13 protein-coding genes are annotated in these 17,664 nt (G+C 50.9%); all 13 read right to left on the minus strand.

Features of this window, described 5'->3' with window-relative positions:
- Positions 1 to 89: 89 nt before the first annotated feature.
- The 13 genes from GSQ82_RS08180 to GSQ82_RS08240 all read right to left on the minus strand — a co-directional run bounded on the left by GSQ82_RS08180 (position 90) and on the right by GSQ82_RS08240 (position 17,664).
- Complete coding sequence (locus GSQ82_RS08180) at positions 90 to 929, minus strand: WecB/TagA/CpsF family glycosyltransferase (RefSeq protein WP_158791801.1); 840 nt, start codon at positions 927 to 929, stop codon at positions 90 to 92.
- Positions 926 to 2,119, minus strand: coding sequence for a glycosyltransferase family 1 protein (locus GSQ82_RS08185; protein WP_158791802.1), 1,194 nt, complete (start codon positions 2,117 to 2,119; stop codon positions 926 to 928). The genes GSQ82_RS08180 and GSQ82_RS08185 overlap by 4 nt, the downstream gene beginning before the upstream one ends.
- On the minus strand, positions 2,116 to 3,333 hold the full coding sequence (locus tag GSQ82_RS08190; RefSeq protein WP_158791803.1) for an O-antigen ligase: 1,218 nt from the start codon (positions 3,331 to 3,333) through the stop codon (positions 2,116 to 2,118). The genes GSQ82_RS08185 and GSQ82_RS08190 overlap by 4 nt, the downstream gene beginning before the upstream one ends.
- Entirely contained in the window at positions 3,330 to 4,640 is a 1,311-nt protein-coding gene (locus GSQ82_RS08195) for an oligosaccharide flippase family protein (RefSeq protein WP_158791804.1), read from the minus strand. The genes GSQ82_RS08190 and GSQ82_RS08195 overlap by 4 nt, the downstream gene beginning before the upstream one ends.
- Positions 4,637 to 5,935, minus strand: a complete 1,299-nt coding sequence (locus GSQ82_RS08200) for a Wzz/FepE/Etk N-terminal domain-containing protein (protein ID WP_158791805.1) — start codon at positions 5,933 to 5,935, stop codon at positions 4,637 to 4,639. Before GSQ82_RS08200 ends, GSQ82_RS08195 begins: the two co-directional genes overlap by 4 nt.
- 92 nt (positions 5,936 to 6,027) lie before the next feature.
- Entirely contained in the window at positions 6,028 to 8,739 is a 2,712-nt protein-coding gene (locus GSQ82_RS08205; protein ID WP_254061559.1) for an SLBB domain-containing protein, read from the minus strand.
- A 251-nt stretch (positions 8,740 to 8,990) separates the two neighbouring features.
- Positions 8,991 to 10,301 (minus strand): nucleotidyltransferase family protein, encoded by a 1,311-nt coding sequence (locus GSQ82_RS08210; RefSeq protein ID WP_158791807.1) that lies wholly within the window; start codon positions 10,299 to 10,301, stop codon positions 8,991 to 8,993.
- A gap of 27 nt (positions 10,302 to 10,328) precedes the next feature.
- On the minus strand, positions 10,329 to 10,802 hold the full coding sequence (locus GSQ82_RS08215; RefSeq protein WP_158791808.1) for a cytochrome c: 474 nt from the start codon (positions 10,800 to 10,802) through the stop codon (positions 10,329 to 10,331).
- A gap of 2 nt (positions 10,803 to 10,804) precedes the next feature.
- Positions 10,805 to 11,170 carry a cupredoxin domain-containing protein gene (locus GSQ82_RS08220; protein ID WP_158791809.1) on the minus strand — a complete coding sequence of 122 codons (366 nt, stop codon included), beginning with the start codon at positions 11,168 to 11,170 and terminating at the stop codon, positions 10,805 to 10,807.
- Positions 11,171 to 11,659: 489 nt separating this feature from the next.
- On the minus strand, positions 11,660 to 12,712 hold the full coding sequence (locus tag GSQ82_RS08225) for a cytochrome P450 (protein WP_158791810.1): 1,053 nt from the start codon (positions 12,710 to 12,712) through the stop codon (positions 11,660 to 11,662).
- 111 nt (positions 12,713 to 12,823) lie between these two features.
- Entirely contained in the window at positions 12,824 to 13,888 is a 1,065-nt protein-coding gene (locus tag GSQ82_RS08230) for a YncE family protein (RefSeq protein WP_158791811.1), read from the minus strand.
- A gap of 117 nt (positions 13,889 to 14,005) precedes the next feature.
- Positions 14,006 to 15,958: an alkaline phosphatase family protein gene (locus GSQ82_RS08235; RefSeq protein WP_254061502.1), complete on the minus strand. Its 1,953-nt coding sequence runs from the start codon at positions 15,956 to 15,958 to the stop codon at positions 14,006 to 14,008.
- Between the two features lie 206 nt (positions 15,959 to 16,164).
- The gene (locus GSQ82_RS08240; protein ID WP_254061503.1) at positions 16,165 to 17,664 is read right to left on the minus strand and encodes a multicopper oxidase family protein; all 1,500 of its coding nucleotides are present in this window, start codon (positions 17,662 to 17,664) and stop codon (positions 16,165 to 16,167) included.

Raw genomic sequence — 17,664 nt, forward strand, 5'->3', positions numbered from 1 at the left:
GCAACCCGCTATATCTATATATAGAGAGAGTTGCAAACACGATTGCCTGTCGCATAAACAAGGCTCGCGGCAGGGAAGAGAGCCTCGCCTCACGGCAGAGACCCAGGTTTATCCCACACCGCTCTCGAAACAGGATGTCCGTCCGTTCGCTTCTGCGGCGGATAAGATCTCAGCCCGGTGAGCTGAAGAAAGATGTGCGCCACAAAAGAAGGATTATTACGCAGATATCGCCTCCACAGGTGCTTCGGATCCTGAAGAAGACGGTGCAGCCACTGCAGCCCTGAGCGTTTGATCCACTCCGCGCAGTCGGAGATGCGGCCTGTATGGAAGTCGAACGCAGCTCCCACGGCAAACATCAGCGTGGTGTCGAGCAGCGGAAGATACCGCTGCATGAACAGCTCCTGCTTCGGCGTACTAATCCCAACCCAGACAATGTCGGGTTGGAGCTGCTGAACGGTGTCGATCAACTCCTGCTCCTGGGCCGCCGACAGAGGACCGAACGGAGGCGTGTACGTACCTACGATCTCAAGAAACGGATAGCGTGCAAGAAGACTCTCGCGAAGCTCCTGTGCGATACCCTCCTTGCCGCCGCAAAAGAAATGAGTAACGCCGCGGAACTCCTCACGGCGAAGCACCTCCAGCATCAGGTCAGGCCCCGCAACACGAGACATCTGCTTATGGTTCTGATGACGCCCGACCCAAACCGTCGGCATCCCGTCCGGCACCACAAGTGCCGCCTCGGCAAATACACCTGCGAGTCGCGGATCGCGTTGCGCCTCCATCACCCCATGCACCCCCGTAAGGCACACAAATCCCTTACGACGGATACGCAAGTGATGCAAAATGCGCGCAAGCGCTGAGTCCATGTTCACAGGGTCGATACCAACGCCCAGTACGTTTGCTCTTGGATGCTGGGGCAATTTGTTCATAACTGTCTTCTTCCTAGCGTCGGCGTCAGATCGTTGTGGCTGCAGTTGCCGAAAACGGAACAGCCATTGTGCAGATGCGTGTAGAGCTGGAGATAGGCCTCAGCAATACGAGGACTCGAAAAACGGCCAACAGCAGCGGGACGTAATCTAAGGTTTTTGAGCGCGGAGCGAGCGGCCAGAACGAAGTCATCTTCCGCCGAAGGCTTCAACGGTGCGTAGTAACAGTAGGAACCGCCAACCTCGCGGAACGCCGGGATGTCGGAACACACAACCCGGCAGTGATGCATCATCGCCTCAACCACCGGAAGGCCAAAGCCTTCGATGATGGAGGGTGCCAGCAGCAGTTCGCAGTTTCGATAGCACCATTCAAGCGCAGAGTCATCGATTCCGCGCAGGAGAACGACATGATCCGACAGCTTCGCCTCGCGGATAAAGCGATGGATGTTCGCAGTCTCCGGCCCTTCTATCCCGATCACAACAAGTCGCGACCTGGGGCTGATCTCTCCGCAAAGCAGCAGACGGCGAAACACCTGCATTGCGAGCACGATGTTTTTATTGCGACGGTGCTGTGCGACGCAGAGAAGAAAAGGCTCGCCGTTCCATCCTGGCAGAGAACTCTCAGAAGTCGTCGCTGTACTGGATGAGGCAGGATCAACGCAGTTATAGATCGTGACCGCCTTCTGAAGGGCAAGTCGTGGAGCGTAGATATCGAGTCGGCGCAGCGTACTCTCTGACACACAGGCAATTGCATCGGCAGCATGGAGGCACTGTTGCAGAATCAGCCGGTTGACTAGCATCTTCGGGAACCCGAAGTTAGCCGGAATATCGTAGGGATACATATCATGCAGCGTAACCACAGTAGGGCACTGAAACACGCTCTGCTTCAACGGAGAAGGATAGGCAAGATGAACGATATCTGCGCCCAGGCGCTCGGCGACCACAGGCAGCTGATTGTAGTACCAGAGATTGCGATGTATCGTTCCGGTCCCAACCGAAACCTGCTCGATGTGAAGCTTGGCTTCATTCTGTGGTGCAGCCGCGCTCACCGATCCGTACTGCCACGGCGCAACCAGCAAATGCACTGCGGACACATCCGCGCGCATCAAGAGGCATCGAGCCATATTCGATGCATGGCGCGTTACACCGGAGAGATGCTCTGAGGATGCTACTGCAGCAATGACGATCTTCATAGTCGACCCTCCCTCGCTCTCAACTGCGGCGCTGCCAGGGAGAGACTAATGAGAGCGAGAAACCAGAGCGGCAGTGAAAGGTCGAACACCTCCGTATCGGCCAATCCTCGAACGATCACGAAGATCAACATGCCGAGAAAAAGCGTCCGCGTGGGGCTGGAGGGAAGTTTGCGAATCTGCCGGTAAAAGCTGGTATAAAGCATTACCAGCATAAGTACGCCTGCTACGCCGTAGGTGTAAAACTGCTGCAGCAACTCGTTGTGTGCATGCCGTGGTTCGAAATCGCCGAACGATGGAACGACCTTCCATACAGAGTGAAACCCGTGCCCTATCCACGGATGCTCAAATGCCAGGTCAAGGATGACCGCCCAGATCCCGATCCTGCCGGTCAGAGTCTCAGATTGGTTTCCAGCATTGGTGTAAACTTCGTAATAATCTCCAAGCAGATTCCAGAACGCTGCGACCACGAGACCTGCCCCAACCCAGAGCATGACCTTGGTTCTTTTGCTTATGGTTGCGTCCTTCGCAAGAATAAAAGCCTCTGCGACGACAAACGCAATAATCGTAGTTTTACTTAGGCTGCGAAGGAGCGTAATCGCCAGGAAAGCGGCCGGAAGCTTCCATATCTTTCTTCCGTTGTTGATGAGATACTGCGCCAAAAATAAAGCAAAGGCGCAAGCAAAACCAATCTGGTTTGGACCTAGAAGCTCTTCGTCGCCGAGACGGAGGTCATATTCAGCAGGTAAAATCCAAGCGATCAGTGCGACACCGCAAGCGCCCGCCACATATCCTGCCATCAAGCTGGAGGTAACACTCTCTTCTGAGTCAGTGCGGAGCAGCAGGACAACGCAGAAAACGTCAGCTGCCATCGCAGACCAATAAGCTGCTGCAGCCGGAACCGATACCGCTGCCGTCCAAATCAAACTGCACAAAGAGAATCCGACAAAGACTAAAACCCAACGAAAGCACGTTATTTGGGTTAGTGTTCGGAAAGTCAATGCGGCTGGCCCCATCGAATGAAATATAACGACGGCGAGGAACAGAAGGTTAGATGCAATGCTTATCTCGACTCCTAGTTGTGGATCCGCGAGAAAAGCTCGAACCGATAGAAGAATGAGAATGAGGCGGAAGGAGAAGAAAAAGCCGAGCAAACCCGGAAGAACATTCGCCGATGAGCGATCAATCACAACAGAACCCATGGTAGCTACACTCATGCTCCCTCACATACTGTAGAAACAGCCAGATTGCCGGGCTTGCGCAGTAAACGAATGAGTGGGTAATACATGGTCAAGGTAACCAGGGCGTAGCAAAGCCGGGCAAATGCTATCCCGTGAACACCGGTACGCGGCAGAAGCCATGACATCAGAAGAAGCATCGCCAAACCACCGGTAAGATTGATCCAGGTAACAACATGTACGCGACCTAGAGCAAGCAGTGAGTAGTAGCCAGTTACGCTAAGGCCAAGCAGCGCAAAGCTCCATACAATTGGTACCAATATCACAGCAGAGCCTTGCGCGATTGCTCCCCCCACCCAGGCATTGAGAAGAGGTCTACCAAAAAATAAAACGACCACGGTCCCAAGAGAAACAAGAAATAGATTGACAGAGAAGGCTCTAACTATTGTCTTACCAAGTGCCACATTATCTGCTGAATTTTTACGTCCTGACAAATAAGGGAACAGGAAGTGCAAACCTGATGCGGAAATCCCATAAATGGGTTGAGCCAGTTGAACGCACAACGCATAAGTAGTAACAGTTGCCGCACCAAGCGAGATTCCGAGGATTAGCCGATCTGCCTGACTAAAGATAACGCTAGCCACAGCAAGCAGCCAGCTGTACGTTCCAAAGCTAAATAGCGCTGACGTAGCCTTGCGATCGAACGTCGGCCACAATGAATCTGCACCTAGATGTTGCTGCAGACGCAGAAGTTGTGCTGTAGTTCCCAAAATCATGATGACTGCTGCTGCTATCATGATGCTAATGACACCGCGCCTACAAAGAACGAGCAGCGCAGAGATTCCGAGCGTGAGTAGTCGTCCACAAATACTAATGCGTACCGCGGCGCCGTAACGCTGAAAAGCTCTTTGCGTGCTAATGCAGACACTTTCAATTGCTCGCGCCAGTATCAGGAAACTTGCGATACGTAGGGACCAAAGGCAGATTTTTTGTAGTTTGTCGTCGGATGGTGCAAGATGAATAACCGCAAAAGGTACCAAGATCCAACAGGCTATCGCAAGCAAACCGCCAAGTAGAAGATTGATCCCCAACATACTCCGGACAGCACGTAATAGTATGTTCGAGTCACCTAGACTAGCCATGCTAGCGACATATTGGATGTTGGCGTCGCCAAAACCTGAAGCAATGATACTTCCAGTACTTACAGCTGCGGAGATTACTACCCAGATGCCATATTGTGCGACGCCAAGATGGTTTATCAATATCGGCGCAGTGAGTAGCATCGCAATAGGATAAGCAGCATACTCAAGCACACCATATACGGCATTGGAGACATGAGCTTTCATTGGGCATCCCGTCGTAGCGGCAGGTAGCGACCTATGTAAGCGCGAAAAGTGGAGGAGATCTCATTTGCGAGAAGCTTGCGCGGATCGTTTCGACTAACCTGCTCCCAGCGATGACGATTGAGGATATAAACGAAAGCGACTCCCATAAAAAACATGATAAGAATTAGAGTCATCAATGTGCGTGGAGGAAAAGATTTCTTTTCTGCAATGAGCGGTAGATCGATAACACTGACAACAGGTGTATCCTTTGCTTCTTCAATACGCGCCATCTCATACTGCTGTGATAAAAGCTCGAAGACGGTCTCCTGGATTCGGACATTACGGTAAAGATTCGCATAGGGAACTGCGAGACGCGGGATTTGTCGAAGAGAAGGGTACATCTCTTCATTCTTCGCTCCTCCATCCTTAGATTCGTTTTCCGCTGGCTGAGTACTGCTGCCGCTCATCTTAGTGAGTTCATGCTTTAGACTTGCGATACGAGCCTGGGTAGCACGAACGCGTATATTTTCGTTACCATAAATTTGCTCTAACGAATCAAGCTCGGATTCACTCACAATTAGCTCTGCCTGGAGCTTGGAGGCCGCATCGACCATTGCTCGAGTCTGTTCCTTGATATCAAGTGTTGTATTTACACTAGAAAATTCACTAAGATCCTTTTCCGCTTGCAGTAGTTCCGCCTGCACACTGACAAGGCGTTTCTCAATAAATTCGCGTTCACGCCGAGCGGACGAAGTACTAGCATGAGTAAGAAGCTTATTTAGCTCGTCGAGATAGCTTTGGGTGATTGCCTGAGCGCGTTTTGGGTCAGTATCGGTGAAGGTGATACTAATCACTCCACTCTTCTTATCTTCTACAATTGCCGTGTGATGTCCAAGATACTTTTCTGTTTCGATTCGATAGCGCTTGTGGTACACGTGCTGTAGGTCGTAATGATCGATAATGCGGTCACTGAGGGTACGGCTCCTCATCAGATCAATATAAAGTGCACTTGATGTCTTGCCTCCTAGCAGAGTACTTGCGAGGCCACCGACGCTGCCCAATCCACCCAAAGAACGACCAGCAAGAGCGGCGAGCATTGCAGCTCCTGAACTGCTCGACTGGTCCGGAGGCATAATGCGAGCTACGGACTCGTATCGTTTCGGCATTGTGAAAGCTATGACAGCGCTTAGAATAAAGCCCACGGCAGCGGCACGAGCAAGTGTGCGCCGATAATGCCATAACAAGGTAGCGTTCGTGACCCAGTTAGGCGCGGGTTGGACTACTGAAGAAGATACGATAATCTCTGCGGTGGCCACTAGAGCATCCTCATTGAAAATCCGTAGGAAATCGGAATATGTGACATCGGAATATTCATAGTTATGTAAATAATTGTGAGTAAGCCTATTGCCTAAAGAAGGCCTGCAACTGCAGCCGTGATCGCGATCGAAGAGGATAATTGAGCGACAGTGAGTAAATTTCTCCAGAAAAGAGAACCAATAATCTTTTGTGGAACAACAATCACATCGCCAGGATCGAGTCGGGTAGAAAGAACATTTCCGCTATACCATTCACCAGAATGTCGTCCGACGACCGATCCATTTGCGCGAATGACGAATATCTCTTTTCGGTTTGCAACTTCATTCGTTCCCCCAGCTCGGCGAAGATACCAGCCCGCCTCCTTCCCAGGGACAAAGGTGATGGCGGATGAGTTGTAAACTTGGCCGGTTACCAATACGAAGCCAGGCCGTTTCGGAATCGTCAGGACATCCCCACTCCGCATCTCAACGTCAGCTGGCGTACCGGCCCAACTGTTGATGTCTGCACTGATGTGGATGACTAAGCGGCCGGTTGAAGGTTGACTGCGTAAGCGTTCCAGAACCTGATTTTGCTGTTGCGCCGCAGCCTGTAAAGTAGCGGTTTGATCCTGTGTCGTCAGATTAGCTCCCAGGCGTGCTGATGCTGAGGTCGTTTCTATCTGACGGATGAGCTCCATTCGGCTCTTTTCCTCAAGCTCTTTGACCTGTGTTCGCACTAGAACCGCACCTGAGGCATATGCCGTGTCGCGTAGGCCACCAGCGCGTCGCAACACGGAACTCAGATGCTCTCCCTCTTGAAGGCCATAGCTGCCGGGGTAAGTTACCTCGCCCTTCAAAACAATAGAGGCACCGATATCGTTCCAACCTGATATCTGATGGATGGTTAGAACGTCACCAGCTTTCAACGGGACGTCTGTTGGGATGTCACCAAATTTCATGGACGTACTGATGTTGACTGCTGTACGCTGACTAACGATCTTCTTTCCATCCTGCACGGTGTAACTCGTCAGGTCTGCACTATCGAGCAATGCGTCACGCTTAAAGCCACCAGCCATCTTGATAAGCTGTGACGTAGTCATGCCTTGCGAAAGAGCGTAGGATCCCGGTCGCAACACCTCGCCGCGAATTACCACAACTGGAGAATCCACCTGATATCTACCAAATATTCGGACAGTATCAAAAGGCTGCAGTGAGAGCTTTGTATTTCCAATCAAGACGTCGGCCACATCAAATTCGATTGTCTCGGGATGAAGGTCAGGTGAAACTAATCGAACAATATCGCCTCTTGCAGCTGGCTCAGGCAGCAGGTCCTGATAGGTTCTGATTACATCACTAAGTTGCATGCCATCACGATAAGGGAACTTCCCTGGACGGACGACGTGACCTTCAACGTAAATAGCTCGTTCACTGTAAGGCAGGATAGGGGCTACGTGAATGCGGTCGCCATCTTTGACCGTAAATGAGGCAATAACATCCAGCATCGACTTCGACGTGCCCGATGAAGGCAAAGGCAAACTCACTGTTTCGCGTTGCTGATTCGGTTGGATTCGCTCAATCGTGATGTGATCGAGTGCGGCTGCAACTGTTACTCCTCCTGCATCTTCTAGTACTTCGGCGAGGTTGGAGCTTCCTTTGAGCTCATAAATTGCCGGACGCTTGACCATTCCAAAGATCGCGACCTGCTGGCCAGCGGGAGGGACAAGCAGCGTATCACCAGCCTCCAGACGCTCGTCATCCATACGCATTCCATGCAATAGAAAATCGTAGAGATCTACTTCACGGAGCAGAACCTTTCCACGATAGTGCCGAATGATACGAAGCGAACCCACACTGGTAGGTCCTCCAGCTGCATACAGAGCATTGATCGGAGTAGAGAGCGAGCTGATATCGTATGCCCCGGGACGTTGCACATCGCCGACCACATAGACTCGAACACTTCGCAGTCGCGCAATCGTTATATCAACACGAGCATTGCGGAATTGCTGCTTCAATGCATCTTCAATTGTGGTTTGTGCATGTTGTAAGGTAAGTCCCGCGACCACGAGCGAACCGGCTTCTGGAAGGACAATCTTTCCTTCACGGTCAATTACGCGTGTAATGCTTTGTGAGACACCGCCCCAGATGTTGATTGTTAACCCGTCACCAGTGCCCAGTATGTAATCTGGACCAACAGGTAGATCAATTGGCATGTTATGTGTTCCCAGCCCCACAGCAGTGGAGGAGGGTGTATCGTGATTGACAAAGACCTCAGACGCAAAGCGCTTGAGTTTATTGCTGTCTTGCGGGATTTGTGTGTACAAATCACGTAAGGAGTGCAAATTGTACGGAGTCGGAACATGAAGAACATGTGGGTCGTCAGTAACGTTATGCTGGTTCTCTGGAGTGTTGCGGGGCATCTGGCCTGAGGCTTGATTACCTGTGCTCAAAGATATAGAAGGTCCGTTAGGTGTTGCATCTGATTGATCTGACGTAGATGACGGTAAAGTGTCGGAGAGTTCGTTTCTTGGTAGTTGAGAAAGAGTATCAAGTGTAGTACCGGACGATGAAGATTGGTCATCGTTGCCAAGAGAGACATCTGTGGCGGAGCGGCGAATATCGGCTGCCGAAATATATCCTCTGGAGCGGAGCCACACGGTGATATTCGCGCGTAGGTCGGCGTTACTAGCAATCTGACTAAATAACATCTCATCGGTAATGGAGTCTGCTTGGATTTTGACGCCCTGCTGCTGAAGTTGATCGGCAAGAAGTGACTTCAGCTCTACAATCAGCTCCGGGCGCTGCTGAAGAATTGAGTTAATCTGCATTGCCGTCAATGAGCTGGCTGCGCTGAACTCATTCGAGCTTGAACTTGAAGAAGTTAATCTAGAATCTGGCGCGTCAGATGTTGTCGAGCTGTTTGAATCCGTATCGGTGGCCGAGGATCCCAAAGGCGAAGAGGTGCTCGATGGAGCGGATGGTAGCTGCTGTGAAAGGATAGTACCACAGGCAAAGATCAGTATCGTCACTAGAGCGAAGCTGCTTCGTGCTGCAAACCGAATTATTTCCCGCATAGTCATTAGACCTTCGCATTCGTAAAGCTTGATTTCTTTTTGGTCGAATTTGTTCTTGAAAAGCCCAGAGAGTGCCGACGGCGTTTCCAGCGCACATTCTCGATTGCGTAACGATGTCCTTCGATCAGATGGAATCGGAGACGAAAGATGACGAAGCGTCCCTGGTAGACGGTATTGCGAATGCGAGTCCATAGGCTATCGTTGGATCGAGTTAATGTGATTCTTGGTGCACGATGCAGTGGAAGCAGTCTGCTAGTCCTATCACGCAGGATCTCATCACCGCTCTGTAGCTCATCTCGCAGAAGAAAATAGAGCTTCGTTCCCGGAAAATCCGCAAGGACTGATCTTCTGCCATACTGATTCGTCCAAAGCCTTACAGGAGCAGGCAGAGTGTCTAGCGTCCATGAGTTGAGACACTCCGGGGCTTTCGCTCCGAAGATTTTGGATGAAATCAAGGTGGATATACCGATAGCGATATCTGTATGGTGGCGAGAATTAGATCGCTCTCGAACTTCTTTCCAAAACAATGTGTCGCTGTAGCGTGCTAGGACATGGCGCTTATATTCGAGAAGCCAGGAGACACGAGTATATGGGCTACAAATATGCCCAAAGAGATGGCATGCCTGTTCGAGAAATTGATCAGCCCGCGAAAGAACTGGGAACGCGTGACCGTTCCAAGAACGCCAACTCAGCCGATCAAGCCGTTCATCTCGGCTTGGCTGATGAGCGGTGTGTGTAGATGAAATGAAGTGCAGCTCAACCGAACGTTGAGGCTTCGATTTATACAAATCTGAGATGTTGGACAGGGCGGAAGCACCAGCTTTGAACTCCCAAGTTGTAGCGGTGGCTGCAGCTAATACATAGCCTGACGTGCACAGTATCTCGCGGCAGATATCCAGTTGATTAGCATTAACTAAAAAATCGAAGTCGAGTTGACAGCGTAATGTTGGATCTGGACAGGATTCTGGTGAAAGAGTGAATCCTTTTAGATTCGAATACTGTACGCCAGCCCGCTGGAATGCTTGATTGATAGAAATAAACTCTTCATACATATCAGAAGTTCGATTGCGATTGTCGGCCAGATTCTGCCGAAGACGTGCGAGAGTTTCTGAAGGAAGAGAATTTTCAATACCTAAGCAAACAACTTGGTCGAGAAAGTAGAGTGACATTCCACTTGCATCGAGCCAGTGATAGGAGCGCAGCCACGCTGTCTTTTTGAATTTTGAAAGGATTTTGTAAGACTGTTCAGGGGACTCGGTGAAGCTGGAAATGACAGCTTCTACAACCCTGCTGTCCGCGCGTGAGCTCCATCTCATCTCGTCTCTCCTTACAAGTAATTTTGTTTAGTGGCTATACATTTCGGGTTCTCCGAGGCTGCCAGCGGGAGGCAGGTGACGAAGAAAAACTATAATTGACCATATTTCGTCATCGCTCAATATCCCGCTTGAGGCTGGCATGCCAGAAGGAGAGAGTCCATTGTCGATGATCCATTTCAGCTGCCCATCGGTGTAGTCCTGCACCTCTCGAGAAGCAAGAGAAGGTAGAGGTGGGGATATGCGATCCGCAAAAGGAACTCCCGTATTCTGTCCGTCGATCCCGTGGCAGGCAACACAATAGTGGCCAAAAGCCTCTTTGCCCGCTGCCACGTTATCAGAATTAAAAACCAAGGGGTTTCTCTCTGACCTGCCGCCTACCGTGATATGGTGCTTCACAGCCACGATGGTACGTCGCTCTAGGCTGCTTGGAGGGCTGACCCTGCAGCCGCATACCAAGAGGAGCATGCAACAAACGGTGATAGAGCAGATAGAAGACCGCATGCTTACTCCGTGACGTGCACCGTCAGCTTCATGGATCCATGACCAGACCCGCAGAAGGTTCCACAACGGCCCTCAAAGGTTCCCACTTGCGTAGGGGTGAACGTAACCTCCTTAGTAGAGCCTTTCTTCGCCGCGATATTCACGTTCAACTCTTTAATCTTTAGAGAGTGATCTGCATCACCGCTGGTCAGAGAAAAGGTTGCGGGAATACCCTTTTTGATAGTGATATCGTTGGGTGTGAAACTGAAGCGCTTAGCCGCAATTTCTATATGCTGGGTGGAGTCTTGTGCGCGTAAAGCCCGAGCAGAAAGTAAAACGATAGCCAGATACGCGACAACGAACATGAGATTGGTGTATTTGAATTTCATCAGCTTGGTATCCCCTTGTTTAGCAAATGCGGCAGGTAAATAAAGGCACCCGATTTATCGTGCATTCCTAACCTAACAACGCTGACGAAAAGGAATGTCAGTGATCTGTCATGGCAATGTCATTGGTTTGTAATCCCATTTTGCGTAATATGCTGATGTTTTAATTGCCTCTTCTCTAAGTAGAATTTGGCAGATCATCAGCCAAGCAACCGTGGCTCGCGTTTTTGAGGCTTGAATTAGTTTGCTCGTTTCTCAGGTAACGTTGATGTAATACCGTTGCGAAGAACCCCGAACTGTTTTCTATATGGATGATCTACACAAATGACATTTATCCGTAAAGAGGGCAAATGTCTGGCCTTGTTGCTCGGTTGCAACTAGCCTTTAGAGGCTAATGGCCTCGGAGATCAGCGAGAGGGATGCTTTGAGGCGTTCGGGTTAATTTGTTCAAGGCAGTAATGGATGTTTATGGTCGCCATAGATCACTTAGCATTATCCAACCCGAACCCACAATGATATGGGAGAACAGAAGCCCGATCCTCCCTGCCAGGTCGCGGGCTGGTCCAGAGTAACTCTAGCAAAGCGTTTTATTAGAGGGCTCGTCAGCGTAGCAGCAGCCATCCTCACCAAGCTGGCACCCACGCATGAATGCAGGCCAGCTCCAAGCGTGAGATGGCCCGCCCCGCGACGTGTAATATCTACTTCGTTGGGATGAAAAAAGCGCTCCGGATCTCTGTTTGCTGCGATAATTCTAAGAAAGATTCGCTCTCCCCTACGAATAATACATCCATTGATATCTACATCTGCAGTTGCTGTTCGATGGAGAATGCGTGCAAGGCCGGCATAGCGCAATAGCTCTTCGATCGCTTGTTCGATTAGCTCAGGCTGGCGATATAAGAGAAGCCACTGTTGAGGGTGTTGCATCAGCGCGAACCAAGCATTTGCAAGAATGTGAAGCATCGTCTGTGACAGCGCAACAAAACCTGATTCCCTGAGGGCCTCAGGTTCAGCGTGAAAACAGCTCCTAAGCTCAGCGCTCGCGGCTTTTGCTTCTGAACGTAAAGTCTGATTATATGGTTCGGCCGATGCCGCCGACACCTGTGCGGCCCTATTACACATGCGAACAGCATCGTAATCGCTGATTTCTGTAACCATCGCAGCCAGGGACAGGCAAAGCGGCTGAGCATATTGACTCAAGAGATCAACAGGCTCTTGCCAGTTCAATCCCTCCATCAACGCAGAGGTCTCTTTCGTCAGATGTTCTTTCCATACGCGCATTCTTCCTGAGGTGAGTGCTTCCAGAGTCTCCGTGCGCATCTTAAAACTTTCATCTTTACTGAATGAGTCAGGAATGTTTTTACTGTTAAAGCTGGCAGGAGAAAGTTCCGAGGCCCAAAAGACGGCGAGGATATCTTCATACCTGCTTAGTACCCAGGCATCGAGCGTATTGTCGAAGTACGGAGCGTCAAGCTCGGGAGGGAACGGGGAATCGAGCAGGTCTCGGCTCCATGCGGGTTTGAGTGGGTCTTCTCGTTGAGCTGACATAGCATCTCGCGCCAAATAATCTTTAGCGTATAGCATCGTTAGGTGCGAGTTGTCAGCAAGTTGTCAGGTTTTAGTCAGAGATATCCATTGCCTTATGGGTCGCCACTTTTTCTAGCGTCCTACGACGATGACCGCAAAAGTGCCTGCGATCGGTGTGGGACGATAATGCAGTTCTTCAGAGGCGGTCGTGGAGTTCAAACCGAACTTCGCTGTCACGAGATAGACCTTGCCTTTGTCTTGGTTGACGAGCATAGTTCGCGCTCCTGGTTGGGTTTTGATCTGCTGCAATTTATTGAAGTGCAGGAGCGAATCCCGGTGAAACGCCAAGAGCGAGCCCTCAGGGTCGGCAAGGAAGAGGATATGGCTGTGGGGATCGAAGCCGAGGTCACCGGCATTAGCTGGCACATTTCCAATCGCCGTAACATGACCAGTATCGGTATCGATAGCAACCAGTTTATGATCCTCACAGGTGGTAAAGACCTGATGATGTTCAACGTCGGTCGCGAGGGCGGAGGGGCCTGAGCAGGGAGCGAGCTGCCAGTTGGCACTTACAGTTTTTGACGTTGCGTCAATTCGTTGGATCTCACCCTGAGCCGGGAGCGTCACCAGAACCCCTCCTTTGCCATCACTGACTGCAGACGAAGGACGTCCCCCGAGAGCTATTGTTGCAACTATCCGATTCGTAGCAGAGTCAATCACCGTGGCATTGTGAGCACGAGAACTGAACGCGAATACAAGTTTGGTGGAGGGATCGAATACGATAGCGAACGGGACTGGCCCTGTAGGAATTGATGCGACTAATTTCAGCGTCGAACGGTCGAAGACTCGAACGAAACCAGCAGTCCCATCAGTAACGTCGGTCGCATAGCCAAATTTACCGGAATTGTCGAGCGCCATGTTGCGTAGGCTGGACATGCCCTCGATGCTTCCCACAACTCTTCCAGTGTTGGTGTCAATGACCATGACGCGATTGGTGCGTGGAATAAACAATCGGTGCGCTGAAGGATCAATGGAGAGAAACCCCCATCCACCATCGCCGCCGATATTCCACCGATCTTCAACGTGAAAATTATGCGAAATGGTAGGAGTGACTGCAATAATATTTGTTGTTGAGGCAACTACAGCAGTAATTGCTACGAGCGCGAATATATTCAGTGTGAATTTCCGAAGTTGCATGGGGAAAATCCTTTGAATTGAGGGGCACAGTCTAATTGAGTTAGTAGCAGTCTGTCCAAAAACACTTCGACGGCCAGTGACTGTTGGCCGCCGAAGTATTGAATACACTGCGGTTGATTATTTGGAGGAGAATTGAAAGTCGCCCGTTAGGTCCCCGATAGCGGGGCTATTGGTCGGAACGTACGGATTACTCTCCTTCTGAATCGGGTTCGGCAAGTTGTCGCGGCTGCGTGTAGTAATAGTTGGGAGGCCCCAGTTTTTCTCGATGAACTTGATAAGCGAAACGTGATCACCATACTCATGAGAAACATGGCCACCTGTGGAGTACTTCGAAACGACGATCAATGGAATGCGCGTTCCATCGCCAAAGAAATCGACCGGTTGAATGTAACCCGAGTCATAATATCCGCCGCCCTCATCTTCTGTGATGAAGATTGCAGTGTCATTCCAAAGAGCTGGGTTAGCTTTTACCTGGTCGACGATCTTCTTTACGAAACCTTCAAAGAGGTCGAGTTTGGAGGATGCCGGGTGACCGTCATTGAAGCCGCTGGGCTTGACGACTGATACTGGAGGTAGGTTGCCAGTATCGATGTCTTCATAGAGCTCCGTGGTGTCCGCCATGTATGTCTCGCGGGCAGCCTGGGTTCCCATGAACTGAGTCTGATACTGGAAGGGATTGCAGATGTTGCAGTACTCATCAAATGTATTCGATTCTGTAGGATCGGTGACATACAGATCCCAGTCCTCACCGAAGTACTTAAAGGGGACGTTGTGAGCTACCAGATCGTCGCCGATGCTCTTCTGGCTGGTGGGAGGAATCGTGAAGGGTGACAGGGTTGAGTAAAGACTGCCATCGCCAGCATAGCCAGGGTTGTAGTTATTTACTAGATAATAGTCACCTTTTACACAGTTAGGTTTTACCGGGCGCTTGAGGGACTGTAGATAATTTGTGACGGCCGGCACGCCTGGCTGTGCGATGTCGCCGCAGTTGACGTAGCTCCCTCCGCCGTATCCATCCTGGTCGTAGAAGTCGTTGGTTGACGCCTGCGGGTTCGGATTCTCAATCTGGTTAGTAGGAGGAGCAGCGGCGACGCCTTTTGCGCTCGTGTAGAAGATTGAATCGGCGAAACCAAACATGATGTGGTTGGCGCCCGTACCGCCCATAACCGACTGATGGAAGTTATCGCTGATCGTGTATTTATCAGCAAGTTCCTTCAGGTACGGAGCATCACCTTGTGCCATGTTATAGAACCCCATCGATGCAGATCCTTCGCCGGTGGTTGTGTTGTTGAAGCTGGCAGGCAGCTTAGCACCATTGCTGCCAGTGCCGACGGAAGTCTCAACCCAAGGAAAGAGGTCGTTCAAGCAACCGCTGGCATTCTCTTGGGTGACGTAGTCGACGCTGCAGTCGGTCTGCTGCCACATCTGGAAGAAGCGGTGCACAGGGCTCTGCGTGTAAGCATCATACGGCATCTTCGGGCCACTGAGCTGATACACTCCTTCGCGCAGATTCGTCGCGTTGGTGACGCGGGTATCCACTTTGCCTGCAGCAATTCCAGTGGCGCCGGTGACGAGAAATTGATCATAGTCCTTGGCAAGACCCTGATCGGCAAGCTGGCCAACCTTCAGAGTGGTAAACGGCGCGGGACCAGCCACGGTGGGAGCTTCAGGCCCACCTGCAAGCGCGGGAGGAAGTGTGCTGTAGATGCTCTTGGACTGAGGGCTGATTTCGTAGGTGCTGGTTCCTGCGGCCGTGCCGTCTACTGCTGAGAACTGTGCAGATAAAGAGTAGTTCGGACCAGGCTTGCCGTTTGCTTTTACGATGCCCTTGGAGAGCAGGTTCGAAATGGTCTCGCCATTCTTTGGTGTGTAGGTAGCAAAGACGTGGTCAAAAGTACGATTCTCGCCGATGATAACAATTACATGTTTAATCGGTGTTGTCGCAGCTGGAGCAGAGGTTTGGGCGTAGGCGGATTTGGGCAGTCCCGCAAACACTTGCAGTGCAATCATCATCATCGCACCACACTTCAAAGTCCCGTTAGGGGCATTGACCTTACGTTTCGATTTCAAGGTGAACCTCCAGAATGCTGAGGACGGTGTGAAGCATTGGGGAGTCCATCATCCTCAGTGAGATAAACCTAGAGCTAGTGAGAGGATCATGTGTCACGACATGATGAAATGATCAATAATTGCGATTGCGTTGCGCTTGCTGAGTCGTCCGCCAAAAACAATTTGCAGCCACACTAAAATCTAATGTTCAATCTTCTATCTAGGTCTCATGTGATGACTTTGTACGGCCGCATCATCTCGTTATCCTCATGTTCGAGAATATGACAATGCCATACATACAAGAGCTCCTGCCCTGGAGTGATAGTGGCTCCAGCCGGCAGGTCGAAGCGCTGAATCACTCTCGTAACGTAGCCCGGATAGGACTTGATTGTGTCCTTACGTGCCGGTCGCTCATTGCTCTCCGGGGCCATGGGGCGTCCGGTAAATACGATCTTGCCGGTCTGCTGATATGTTGGAACGTCGAATGCCTGACGATTCAATATCTGGAACTGCACTAGGTGCACATGCAACGGGTGAACGTCGCTCGTTATATTCACGAAGGACCAAATCTCTGTGCTCCCGACCTTCGGGTCTTCTGTAATAGGTTCGTGCCAATGCGCATTGCCAAGTAGTCCCGTAATGACATATCCGTCAGACTGCCGTTCCTTCTCCGAAACCAATAACATCCTCTCGCGCATGCCGAACGTAGGTTCGATGGGCACAAATGGTGCGAGCGTTATCGGCACCGAACTGGTGTCTTTTCCGGACAAAGGCCGGCTTACTTTGAACAGCATCACATCCTCAGCGAGATATTGGCCACCCATCGTGTAGGGAGCAGGAGCATCATTGATAAGCGAGAACGATTTGCCTCCACATTCAGAAAAGTCCAGAACTACATCGAATCGCTCGGCGGGTGCTATAAGGAGATAATGCAACTCTACCGGGGCGGGGAGAAGACCTCCATCCGTACCGATTTGATGAAACGCAGGTGCATCAAAGGAATCGTCTTCAAGTTTGCCTGTCGCATCTGAATTAAAGAGACGTAGGTGATAGAACCGGGAGTTCGAAGCGTTGAGGATACGGAACCGGTACCGTCTGGGCTCAACCTCAAGAAACGGCGTCACTTTTCCGTTGACGCAGTTCATATCTCCAAATAACTCTTGGATCCAAATAGAATGTTCCTTGGGGCCGTTTACAACTCTGGGGTAGTAGAGTGATCCATCGTGATGAAAGAGGCGGTCCTGTAACATTAGCGGAATTTCAAACTCTCCCTGCGGAAGATTAAGTGCAGCCTCTGTTTCGTCGCGAATCAGATAAAAACCAGCAAGGCCGGCATAGACGTTCAAACGTGTAATGCCCAGGCAATGGTCGTGATACCACAGTGTCGTGGATGGCTGACAATTTGGATAGTGCGAAGGGCGTGGGTTGAACTTTGGACCATGCTCGCCATTCGCAGTGAACCAGGCTTCGGGATATCCATCGTCGTCAGGCAGCACGCATGCACCGTGCAGATGAGCCACATTGCGAACAGAGGGCAGGCTTGCGTCCGCGCCATGAATCGAATGATCGATCGGCAGCAGGTGTACATCCGGCAGCTTGCTCACCCAATTGACATTAAGAGCTTGCCCGCTTTGCGCTTCAATGGTCGGCCCAGGCCATGATCCGTTGTATCCCCACAACGTAGTCGGAGGAAGATCGCGATGTGCCTTCGCCTTGAACTGGCGCAT

Origin of the sequence: Granulicella sp. L60 (assembly GCF_009765825.1) — a bacterium.
Taxonomy (GTDB): Bacteria; Acidobacteriota; Terriglobia; order Terriglobales; family Acidobacteriaceae; genus Edaphobacter.